The sequence below is a fragment of the Cryobacterium sp. Y11 genome, assembly GCF_002929535.1.
Taxonomy (GTDB): Bacteria; Actinomycetota; Actinomycetes; order Actinomycetales; family Microbacteriaceae; genus Cryobacterium.
Genome location: NZ_PJJO01000051.1, coordinates 134059 through 144726 on the forward strand (window position 1 = coordinate 134059; position 10668 = coordinate 144726).

General features: G+C 63.3%; 10 protein-coding genes and 1 pseudogene. 6 read left to right on the forward strand and 5 right to left on the reverse strand.

The window, feature by feature from the left end; genetic code table 11:
* Window positions 1-14 precede the first annotated feature (14 nt).
* Window positions 15-1223, forward strand: a complete 1209-nt coding sequence (locus tag CXY75_RS05715; RefSeq protein WP_146069380.1) for a S9 family peptidase — start codon at window positions 15-17, stop codon at window positions 1221-1223.
* A gap of 3 nt (window positions 1224-1226) precedes the next feature.
* On the opposite strand, the gene CXY75_RS05720 is transcribed toward CXY75_RS05715, so the two are convergent.
* On the reverse strand, window positions 1227-1661 hold the full coding sequence (locus CXY75_RS05720; RefSeq protein WP_104081862.1) for a SufE family protein: 435 nt from the start codon (window positions 1659-1661) through the stop codon (window positions 1227-1229).
* A complete protein-coding gene (locus CXY75_RS05725) occupies window positions 1658-2563 on the reverse strand; it encodes a sulfurtransferase (RefSeq protein WP_104081863.1) in 906 nt (301 codons plus the stop codon). Before CXY75_RS05725 ends, CXY75_RS05720 begins: the two co-directional genes overlap by 4 nt.
* Before the next feature lie 139 nt (window positions 2564-2702).
* Between CXY75_RS05725 and zapE the strand changes: the two genes are divergently transcribed.
* Complete coding sequence (zapE, locus tag CXY75_RS05730; protein ID WP_104081864.1) at window positions 2703-3755, forward strand: cell division protein ZapE; 1053 nt, start codon at window positions 2703-2705, stop codon at window positions 3753-3755.
* Between the two features lie 171 nt (window positions 3756-3926).
* Complete coding sequence (locus CXY75_RS05735; RefSeq protein ID WP_104081865.1) at window positions 3927-5150, forward strand: ammonium transporter; 1224 nt, start codon at window positions 3927-3929, stop codon at window positions 5148-5150.
* A gap of 84 nt (window positions 5151-5234) precedes the next feature.
* Here CXY75_RS05735 and CXY75_RS05740 read toward each other — a convergent pair whose 3' ends face one another.
* Window positions 5235-6416, reverse strand: coding sequence for a MarP family serine protease (locus CXY75_RS05740; RefSeq protein WP_104081866.1), 1182 nt, complete (start codon window positions 6414-6416; stop codon window positions 5235-5237).
* 206 nt (window positions 6417-6622) lie between these two features.
* Here CXY75_RS05740 and CXY75_RS05745 point away from each other — a divergent pair, with 206 nt between their 5' ends.
* Window positions 6623-7354 carry a YqjF family protein gene (locus CXY75_RS05745; RefSeq protein WP_104081867.1) on the forward strand — a complete coding sequence of 244 codons (732 nt, stop codon included), beginning with the start codon at window positions 6623-6625 and terminating at the stop codon, window positions 7352-7354.
* A gap of 70 nt (window positions 7355-7424) precedes the next feature.
* Window positions 7425-7994: a hypothetical protein gene (locus CXY75_RS05750; protein ID WP_104081868.1), complete on the forward strand. Its 570-nt coding sequence runs from the start codon at window positions 7425-7427 to the stop codon at window positions 7992-7994.
* Window positions 7995-8080: 86 nt separating this feature from the next.
* Here CXY75_RS05750 and CXY75_RS05755 read toward each other — a convergent pair whose 3' ends face one another.
* Entirely contained in the window at window positions 8081-8734 is a 654-nt protein-coding gene (locus CXY75_RS05755) for an SDR family oxidoreductase (RefSeq protein WP_104081869.1), read from the reverse strand.
* A gap of 36 nt (window positions 8735-8770) precedes the next feature.
* Window positions 8771-9484 carry a M50 family metallopeptidase gene (locus CXY75_RS05760; protein ID WP_104081870.1) on the reverse strand — a complete coding sequence of 238 codons (714 nt, stop codon included), beginning with the start codon at window positions 9482-9484 and terminating at the stop codon, window positions 8771-8773.
* 805 nt (window positions 9485-10289) lie between these two features.
* Between CXY75_RS05760 and CXY75_RS20050 the strand changes: the two are divergent.
* Window positions 10290-10668: pseudogene (locus CXY75_RS20050) on the forward strand (hypothetical protein); the annotation flags it as partial.

Genomic DNA, 10668 nt, shown 5'->3' on the forward strand with positions numbered 1-10668 from the left:
AGTCGGAGGTGCGCATGCACGACCCTCAGCCCCCAATCGGGCGTCAGCACGCTGTTTCCCGGTCGCTTCTCGGATCGATTCTGGCCGTGACCGGCATCGCGGTTGCCGGTTCCGCCCTTGTGGTGCTCGGTACCGCTGGCGTGCTGGCCGCCGTTATGGCCAAGACCATCGTGACGCCGCCCAGCAAACGCAAGGACGATACGCGAGTGTTCGCCGTTGACCTGGCCGGCGGCACGCTCACCCTGCAACGTCACCGCGATTCCGTACTTCCCGGTGACTACAGCTTCTTCTTCAGCGGCGGCACCGGCCATGCCAAGGTCGGCGAGATCACCGAGCGCACGGCCGGAACGGTCACTCGGCGTATCATCAGCGTCGACTACGGTGATCTCGCCGGCGCCCGCCGCGGGCGGTTCAGCGGCTGGCTCTACACGACACCCGCCGACCTCGGCCTGCCCTGGCAGGCTGTGGCTGTTCCCACCGACCTTGGCCCCGCGCCAGCGTGGCTAGTTCCCTCGACTCCAGACGGCCCAGCAGACCACTGGGCCATTCAGGTGCACGGCCGGGCAGTGCGGCGCGAGGAGGGCCTGCGGGCGGTGCCGGTGTTTTGCCAGGCCGGCTACACCTCACTCCTCATCTCCTATCGCAATGACGGGGATGCCCCGGCGAGCGTCGACGGATGCTATGGGCTCGGTGACACGGAATGGCTCGACGTCGAGGCCGCCATCAGCTTCGCGGTCGAGCGAGGCGCCCGAAGCATCGTACTCATGGGCTGGTCGATGGGCGGGGCCATCGTGCTGCAGGCGCTGACCCGCAGCACGCACGCGCACCTCATCATCGGTGTGGTGCTGGAATCACCCGTGATCGACTGGGCTGACGTTGTGGCCGCGCAGGCGATTGACCGCAGGTTGCCCAGACAGATCGCCACCGGGGCAGTTGCACTGATGGGGTCACGACGGGGACAACGATTGACCGGCCTCGGAACGCCGATCGACTTTGGTCGACTCGATTTCGTCGCGCGCGCCCGTGACCTGAACCGGTCCGTTCTGTTGCTGCACAGTGACGACGACGGATTCGTACCGGCCACCGGGTCGCGGCGCCTCGCCGAACGGCGCCCCGACCTGGTGACTTTCGTCTCGTTCACCGAGGCGCGGCACACCAAACTGTTCAACTACGACCCGGTGCGGTGGAACGGTGCGATCGCGGCCTGGCTGGCCGAATTGTAGGGACTAGCCAGCGATGCGCTCCCGCAACTGACGCTTGGCCCGGCCGAGCATGGCGCTCATGCCGCGCAGGCGGAGCGGTGAGACCGCTGCGCTGAGACCAATCGACTGCGGGTAGTCGTCGGGAACGGCCAGAACCTGTTCCACGCTCAAGCCGTCGAGGCCCTGAGCGAGGATCGACGCGAATCCGCGAGTGGTTGGCGATTCGCGCGGGGCGGTCGCGTGCAGGTGAAACGCGGAGTCGGCATCCACTTCAACGAAGATGAATACCGGTGACTGACACTCGACGACGCGTTCGAGCAGGTCGGGATGCTCCTGAAAGCGCGCCGGCAGCTCGGGAAGCTCGTTGGAGAACTCGAGCAGCAACAGCAGGCGGTCCTTCTGCTCGAGGGCGAGAAAATCCTCCTGAATGTCGGCGAGCTGGGCCGGTAGCGTGGTCACGGGCGGGGCGCCGGGGCGACGCCGGGGTCGGTGCCGACACTGATGGGTACCGCAACGGCGTTGCCCCACTCGGTCCAGGACCCGTCATAGTTGCGCACGCCCTCGAAACCGAGCAGGTGGGTGAGCACGAACCAGGTGTGGCTGGATCGTTCCCCGATGCGGCAGTAGGCGATCACGTCGTCGCCGTCGGTCAGGCCGGCTTCGGCCCGATAGATAGCGTCGAGTTCGCTGCGCGGTTTGAAGGTCGAGTCGCTCGCTGCGGCGCGGGCCCACGGCACGGAAACGGCCGATGGGATGTGGCCACCGCGCAGGGCGCCCTCTTCCGGGTATGCGGGCATGGTCGTGCGGGCTCCGCTGTATTCTTCCGGCGAGCGAACGTCGATCAGCGGCTTGCCGAAGTGGGCAAGCACGTCGTCCTTGAACGCTCGAATGGGAGCGTCGTTACGTTCGACGACCGGGTAATCGGTGGTCGTTGTGCTCGAGGCATCCGTTGTCATCTCGCGTTCCTCGGCGAGCCATTTCTCTCGGCCACCATCGAGCAGGCGAACGTCGTCGTGTCCGAACAGGGTGAAGACCCACAGGGCGTATGCAGCCCACCAGTTGCTCTTATCGCCGTAAATGACGACGGTGCTGTCGCGGGCGATGCCCTTGCTCGACAGCAGCGCGGCGAAGGCTGCCCCATCGATGTAGTCGCGGTTGACCGTGTCGTTGAGGTCGGTGTGCCAGTCGATTTTGACCGAACCGGGAATGTGGCCCACTTCGTAGAGCAGCACGTCCTCGTCAGATTCGACGATCACGAGACCGGCGTCACCCTGGTGCTTAGCCAGCCACTCGGTTGAAACAAGTTTCGAGGGGTGGGCGTACGCGGCAAACTTTTCGGTCGTGTCGAACGGGGCGGACATAGAACCTCCTGGTGGACAGCGGATGCATTCGTGAGTCGGGTTGACCGCGGATTAAGCTTGTCTGGTCCACCCCTTAAACCTACGCGGTGCCGACACCCAGCGTATTCGCAGCTAAACCCAGGAGAACGGGCATTTCAGCATGGCACCAGAGGCTCACCAGAAAGCTCACCACACGGTTCCGCAACTGGCCGACCGAACGCCGACCATCACGGGTCGGGAAATTGTGTCCGAGCTGGTTCCGCCTCCCCAATTTGAACACGCCTCGTTCGAGAACTATCGACCAGACCACGACTACCCCTCCCAGCTCGAGGCCGTCGAGAAGCTTATTCAATTCGTGAACCCCCGGCCGGCCGGGTTTTTCTCCCGCCGTCGCCAGGCCAAGGACGACCTGCCCGGCATCTACCTCGACGGCGGGTTTGGCGTCGGCAAGACGCACCTGTTGGCAGCGCTCTGGCATGCGGCGACGGGACCCAAGTACTTCGGCACCTTCATCGAGTACACCGCCCTGGTCGGTGCGCTCGGCTACCAGGAAACCATCAAGGAGTTGCGCAGCGCGAAGCTCATCTGCATCGATGAGTTCGAGCTGGATGATCCGGGCGACACCATGGTGATGACCCGACTGCTCGGCGAACTTGTCGCCACCGGCACACGGGTTGCAGCCACGTCGAACACCCCGCCTAACTCGCTCGGCGAGGGCCGGTTCGCCGCGCAGGATTTTCTCCGTGAGATCTCCGCCATGAGCGCCAATTTCGAGACGCTGCGCATTGATGGACTCGACTACCGCCGACGCAACGTCACCGGCCAGGCTGTTTCGGTCGAACCCGAAGCCCGCGAACACCTGGTCAACACGCTCCTGGTACGCGGTTCGAAGGTGACCGAAGACGACTTCGGCGCCCTCATGCGCCACCTCGCCACCGTGCACCCCTCCAAATACGTCAAGGTCATTCGCGACGTCGAGGTCATTGCCATTCGCGGTGTCTACCTGCTGACCGATCAAACGGATGCCCTCCGCCTCGTCGCCTTCATCGACCGCGTCTACGACGCTGAAATCCCCATCGTTGCCAGTGGGCGTCCACTCAACGAGGTGTTCGACGACGAGATGATGGCTGGCGGCTACCGCAAGAAATACCAGCGCTCCCAGTCGCGCATGGTCGCCCTCACCACCGGGGAGCTGCCGACGCACACCGATTAGCGACGAATGAGCTGCGTCTGAAATCTGGCGTTAACAATTCGCCAGAGCCCGTAACCGATCCGTAACACGTCGGAAGGTTTGTCGAAACAGCGCAATCGGATACTGGAGTCGTATCCGCGGTGGCTTGCCTCGCGGTACACCCTGCACATTCGAGACGCGTGAGGACAATCTATGGATACCGGAAGCATTGCGTGGGGGCTGACAGCCACCGCACTCGTGTTGTTTATGACACCGGGCGTCGCCTTCTTCTACGGCGGGCTGGTCAAGGCCAAGAGTGTCATCAGCATGATGATGATGAGCTTCGGTGCGCTGGGCCTGATCAGCGTGCTGTGGATTCTGTACGGCTTCAACATGAGTGCCGTCAGCAACCCCGCCCAATTCTCCGGCAATCCGTTCTCCGACTTCGGCCTCGGCAAGCTCGCACTGGGTGAAACCGGCAGCATTGACCTGCTCGGTGCCACCTACGGTGCCACCTTCGCCATCATTACCGTTGCACTCATTAGCGGCGCAGTTGCCGACCGGGCCAAGTTCGGCTCCTGGATGATTTTCGCCGGTATCTGGGCGACGCTGGTCTACTTCCCAGTTGCAGCGTGGGTCTGGGGCGGCGGCTGGATCATGGAACTTGGCAACACCCTCGGCCTGCCCGAGGTCATCGACTACGCCGGTGGAACGGCGGTACACACCAACGCCGGTGCCGCAGCGCTCGCTCTCGCTCTGGTTCTCGGCAAGCGCGTCGGATTTCAGAAAGGCATCACCAAGCCGCACAACGTGCCGCTCGTGCTCATCGGTGCTTCCATTCTCTGGTTCGGCTGGTTTGGTTTCAACGCCGGAGCAGAATGGCTCAACGGCCTCGCCAACGTCGGCATCATCGTGGTCAACACCCTCGGCGCCACGGCAGCGGCCATCCTCGGCTGGATGCTAGTGGAGAAGTTCAAGGACGGCAAGGCCACGTCGGTGGGCGCAGCATCCGGCGCGGTTGCCGGCCTGGTCGCGATCACCCCGGCCTGTGCCAGCCTCGAACCCGGCTGGGCCCTGTTGCTCGGTGCTGTGGCCGGAGCCGTCTGTGCTCTCGCTGTTGAGCTCAAGTTCAAGCTCGGCTTCGACGACTCCCTCGACGTTGTTGGTATCCACCTCGTCGGCGGCATCATCGGCACCCTCTACCTCGGCTTCTTCGCCATCGGCACCGGCCTGTTCACCGGTGGTGGAAACCTCGGCCAGCTGGCTGTGCAGGCCATCGCGGCCTTCTCCGTTCTGGTCTACTCCTTCGTCATCGCGTACCTGCTCGGCCTCGCGATCGAGAAAACCATCGGTTTCCGCATCAAGAACGAAGACGAACTCGCCGGAATCGATACCAGCGTGCACGGCGAAGATGGCTACGCCCTCGAACGCGTCTAGGTTCTAATTTCTACCAGGGCGGCACGGAATGCGGGTTTATCTCGCCCCTGGGCCGCCCTGTGTTGTACGAACGGATGCCGGTGGCTAGCCGCGTACGCAGGTTCCGGACGATACCGCGTTGGTCAGACCAGGTGCCTGGCTGATGACTGGTTGAACCTCAGCGAGAGCGACGGCATAGCCGACGTTGTCGGTATTGGACGCCTTGGCGAAGATGACGCCGACCACGAGGCCGGATTCGCTCAGCAGAGGCCCGCCCGATTCGCCCTGTTGCACGTCGGAGGCGACAGTGTAAACCTGGCGCTGTGTCGGATCCTGACCGTAAATATCGGCGACGCTGATCGTGCCGAGGGCAAGCACCCGGGCCGGGTCGGAGACGAACGGTCCACCAAACGGGTATCCATCGGCAATAGCTGCACTGCCAGCGCGCAGATTCTCACCGACGGTCAGTGGCGCGGCGCTGAGGCCGGGCACGGAAATGATCGCGAGGTCGTCAACCGGGTCAAAATAGACGATTTCTCCGGCCAGGGCCTCACCCGACGGAGTTTCAATGACGGGGCGGTCCACGCCGGCGACGACGTGAGCGTTGGTGATGACCCGACCGTCGGTCACCACGAAACCACTGCCCGACTGACTCTGACCACAGGCATAGGCTGTTCCCGTGATGCGTACCACGGACTGCGCGGCCACCGCCAGGGCAGGGCTACTGGTGTCGGCTTCGGCTGCATCCGGCGTCGGGCCGGTGAAGGCATCAACAATGCGCGGTAGACCCTGCGTCACCGCAACCGAGCGTAGCTCGGCCAGGAGCGCCTTAACCGGGTCGGGGGTCAGCGAGTCGATGCCAGACACGACGGTCGACGAGGCGATGGCCGGGGAAAGGAACGGAACGCCGAGAGCGCCAATGCTGAACGCCACCATCGACGCCACAAGGGCCGAAGCGACGGCGGCGAAGACAGCGCCTAGCATGCGATTGATGGCACCGAGGGGGGAGCGCTTCTTTCTGCGCCCCAACACGCTTCCCGCGGAGGTGCCCAGTGAATGTCCGATGAGCACGAGCACTACCGCGACTGCGATGGTGGCTGGTGTGCGCCATTGCGCCTCAGTTACCCAGCCGCCCACCAGGGGAACAGCGAAGAAGGCAGCGACTCCGCCGGCCACAGCGCCGACGATACCGGTGAGGCTTTGCAGCAGTCCGCTGCGGTAGCCGTTGACGAGGGCAACAATCAAGACCAAGATCAGTAAGAGGTCGAGAACGGTCGAACCCGGCATCCTGCTCCCTCATCCACTGTTTCATGTGTTGCTTCAAAACGATTTCGTCTTAATCATGTTTACACAAGCCGCCTCCGCGATTACTGTGCAGCGGTGGCTTCCGACCCTCATTCCCGGTTAATCAACAGGCGTAGACGCTGTCCCAGCGAGTACCGTGAGGCACACCCCGCGAGAATTCCCAGCAAAATTATGTGTGAAAGGAACCCGTGACGAACGCCGAGGCCTATCCCATCTCGGCGGTCGCACCGCCCCTGGCGGGGCGGGCGTCGGCCAGTCAGCGCTGGTCGCACCTGGTTTTTCTGCATTGGCGAGTGGACGCCACGCTGGTCGCCCCGCTCCTGCCTCACGGCCTCATACCCGATCAATACAACGGGTCGGCCTGGGTCGGCCTTATTCCGTTCGTGCTCGATCGCGCGACAATTCTCGGCAGCCCGCCGATACCGTACTTTGGCTCCTTCGTTGAAGTGAATGTGCGCCTCTATGCCGTCGACTCCCAGGGCCGTCGCGGTGTCGTGTTTGTATCGCTAGAGGCCAGTCGTCTCGCGGCCGTACTAGCTGCTCGCGGTCTGTTCTCGCTGCCCTATGTCTGGTCGCGGACCGGTCTCACGGTTGATTCCGGCCAGTACCGGTACACCTCGACGCGGCACGGGGACCGCACCAAGTACACAGCGGTCGTGGCCCGACCGGGTTTAGTCGCCGTCGTCGATGATCCGTTGGCAGATTTTCTCACCGCACGATGGGCGTTGTTCACGAGTATCCGTGGTCGCACGGTGCATTTACGCAACCACCATGAGCCGTGGCCGTTGTACCGTGCCGAACTTGTGAGCATCGACGACACGCTGCTGGCTGGTGCAGGTTTTGCCGGCCTCGCCGATCGCGCTCCGGAATCGGTGCTGTACTCGCCTGGCGTCACGACCTGGTTTGGACGGGGAAACTGACGACGCCAGCACTCAGAGAGATCTGAGAAAATGGAGATCACAGACATATTTACACAAGGAGTAGGACACCATGGGAATTCTTGACTTTCTGCTGGGCCGCAAGGAACAATCACCCACAGACGACCGATCAAACCGGCCGATCCGCGCCCCCGCGCGCAGCGAGGATGAGATCGCGGTTGAGCGTTACCAGTACCTGCTGCGCACGGCTCCACCGGAAACCATTGAACAGGTGCACACCGAGGCGTTCTCGAAGTTGACCGACGAGCAGCGCGACATTCTCTTTCGCCAGCTGACCGAGAACGTTGAACCGCGGGAGCGCCCGGTGGATGCCGCACCGGCCACGCTTGCCCAGGCCGCGACCCGGGCCGAACTGCGCCAGCCTGGCACGCTCACCCGTTCGTTTGGCAACCAGAACGGAATGGGCTTCGGCAGTATGATGGGCAGCTCATTGCTCGGCACCGTAGCCGGATTCGTCATTGGTTCGGCACTGGTAAGCGCCTTTATGCCGATGGATGGCGGGGGTACGGATGCCGGTACAGACAGCAACGAAGAGGTGAATGCCGACTCGGCGAGCGATTCGGGCGGCGATTCCGGTGGCGACTTTGGTGGTGGTGATTTTGGCGGCGACTTCGGTTTCTAGAAGCGCTGAACGATCGTCAAGGGCTGCGCGCTGCGCGCTGCGGCCGTAGCCGTAACGCCCAGCCATTGTTGGCACGGTGAACTCGGTTAGTGAATAGCGGCGACAGCCGCGTCAATGGGGGTGTCGCCGTCGGTGAATTCGATGAACGATCTCACGGTGTTGTCACTGGCCAGCACCGCGGCGGCGACTAGCGCGACATTCTCGCGAGAGGTGTCGTCGCGCGGTGAGTCGGAGCCGACATTGATGGAGCCGCTCGCGGGATTCAGCGTCAGGGTGCTCGGTCCGAGAATGGTCCAGTTCAGCGAAGTGCCGCGCAGATAGTTGTCAGCGGCCGCCTTGGCCTCGTAATAGGCGAACATGCCATCGTCGGGGGAAGCGCCGTGATTGGCCCGCGAGCCCTTGTACGAGACCATCACATAGCGGTAGATCCCCTCTTGTGCGCAAGCATTTATCGAGCGGATGGCCGCGTCCCGGTCGACCGCGTAGGTGCGCTCCGCGCTTCCTCCGCCGGCTCCGGCAGACCAGACCACGGCGTCGTGGCCGGCCAGCGCGGTCTGGATTTGACCTGTGGACAGATTCTCGACATCCGCTATGACCGGTGTAGCCCCGGTCGCTGCAACGTCGGCAGCGTGATTAGGGTTGCGAATGAGCGAGCTGACCTCGTGGCCAGCCGTCGTGAGCAGGCGAGCGAGGTGGAGGGCAACTTTTCCGTGCCCGCCGATAATTGCGATCTTTGTCATGTAATTCACCCTGTCACGGTTGGCCGTCTGCGGCAATCAGACTGGAGTGAATCGGAGCAGTATCGCGCCGAACGCCACGCAGGCGAATTGCATGCCAAGAAAGACGGCCACCCAAAAAATGCCCGGAATATGCGTGAGTCTGGCGAGCTGGTCGGCGTCCGACGTTGAGCCAGCCCGCCGTGACCGCGATTGCTGCAGCTCGAAAGACGTGCGCAACGCACCGAGCAGTAGAAAGGCCGTGATCAGGAGCGCAAAAATTCCCTGTACCTGCGGTGACCCGAACCACGAGACGGCGAAGACCACGGTGCCCGTTACAGCCACCGACCAGAGTCCGAACCAGTTGCGAATCTGCACGAGCAGCAGGGCTAGCAGTGCGAGCAGCACCCAGAGGAGGCCAACGTCGTAGCCCCGGCTGAGCAGCCAAGCCGAACCGAGACCGAGCAGCGCGGCTGCCGGGTAACCGGCCAACAGAGTGAAAATCATGCCAGGACCGCTCGGGCGCCCGCGGCTCACGGTGAGTCCCGAGGTGTCCGAATGCAAGCGTATGCCGCCCAGTCGCCGCCCGCACAGCACCGCGACGACGCCGTGGCCGCCCTCGTGCACGATCGTGATGGCGTGACGCGCCACGCGCCAGACCGGAGTAAACAGCACGATCGCGGCGGCTGCTGCCACGGTTAGCCAGGCGGTGAATGGTTCAAGCGCGGCATGAGGTGTGCTCACGCGTTGCCAGATATCGAGTAGCACGTCCATGCCTGCCAGCCTAGGTTGCCGGTGAAGTGCCTCGCGGCGGGCGCGATCTGCACTGTGGTTCAGCCCGGTGAGGGCTAGCACTCGGCGTGGGTTGGCCCAGATTGGCCAGGTTCGCTAAATTTGGCGAGCGGATGCGGTCGGCCCTGTTTACGCAGGTCCGGCCGCTTTTTTGTACCCGAAACCCGCACATCGTCTACCCCTGATCGGGGGTGAACCTGTTAAAGCCATGTGTCTGCTTGTGACATTACCCATTGTGGGTAATACTCATTTCAGTTACCACGGCCTCCTACAGCCCTCACTCGCACCGCCCGATTCTGCGCACTAGACGAAATGTGAACAATGACCTCCACTGCTTTCGCTTCGCCCTCCACCGTTCGACCGTCTCGCCGTCTGGCCCTCATTGCTGCGGCTGGCGCTTTCGCCGTCGCCTTTAGTGGCCTCGCGGTCATTCCGGCCAGCGCCGCCGCTAACACCGTCACTGTCGCCGTGCCTGCCGGAAGCAAGGTCGCTTCGGACCTCGGAACCATTCCCTCCGACGCAGCATCGGTTGAGGTTATGTTCGACACCACCGCGGCGGCGCGCACCGACATCAAGGTTCTCATCGGCCCGGAGTACACGCAGCGGTACTATTTCACCGCTCCGGTTGGCGATGGCCCCGAGCGCACCTACACGGTGCCGGTCACGAGCAAATCCGACGGAACCATTGNAGTACACGCAGCGGTACTATTTCACCGCTCCGGTTGGCGATGGCCCCGAGCGCACCTACACGGTGCCGGTCACGAGCAAATCCGACGGAACCATTGTCGTGGCCAGTGAATCCGCCAACGTCAAGGTCGACATGACCGTCGTGGGCTACACCAAGAAGGTCGTTCCGGCACCCACCCCCGCACCAGCACCTGCTCCTGCTCCCGCACCAGCTCCGACTCCGGCACCGGCTCCCGCGCCAGCACCTGCTCTGACTCCCGCGCCAGCACCTGCGCCTGCTCCTGCTCCGGTGTCGGCTCCGACCGGTGGTATGCCCGGCGCCACGAACACGGGCGTTCCCGCTGGCACCGTGCTGAAGGTGCACACCGGTGATATCACTGTTACTACCCCCGGTACGGTGCTGAACGGTCTCGACATTCGTGGCTTGGTGAAGATTCAGGCGGCGAACGTGACGATCAAGAACTCGATCATTCGTGGTC

Coding starts and splice junctions, on each gene's coding strand:
- CXY75_RS05750 (WP_104081868.1), top strand. CDS start 7,425: ATGGGAATTCTTGACTTTCTGCTGGGCCGCAAGGAACAATCACCCACA.
- CXY75_RS05760 (WP_104081870.1), bottom strand. CDS start 9,484: ATGGACGTGCTACTCGATATCTGGCAACGCGTGAGCACACCTCATGCC.
- CXY75_RS05715 (WP_146069380.1), top strand. CDS start 15: ATGCACGACCCTCAGCCCCCAATCGGGCGTCAGCACGCTGTTTCCCGG.
- CXY75_RS05735 (WP_104081865.1), top strand. CDS start 3,927: ATGGATACCGGAAGCATTGCGTGGGGGCTGACAGCCACCGCACTCGTG.
- CXY75_RS05740 (WP_104081866.1), bottom strand. CDS start 6,416: ATGCCGGGTTCGACCGTTCTCGACCTCTTACTGATCTTGGTCTTGATT.
- zapE (WP_104081864.1), top strand. CDS start 2,703: ATGGCACCAGAGGCTCACCAGAAAGCTCACCACACGGTTCCGCAACTG.
- CXY75_RS05755 (WP_104081869.1), bottom strand. CDS start 8,734: ATGACAAAGATCGCAATTATCGGCGGGCACGGAAAAGTTGCCCTCCAC.
- CXY75_RS05725 (WP_104081863.1), bottom strand. CDS start 2,563: ATGTCCGCCCCGTTCGACACGACCGAAAAGTTTGCCGCGTACGCCCAC.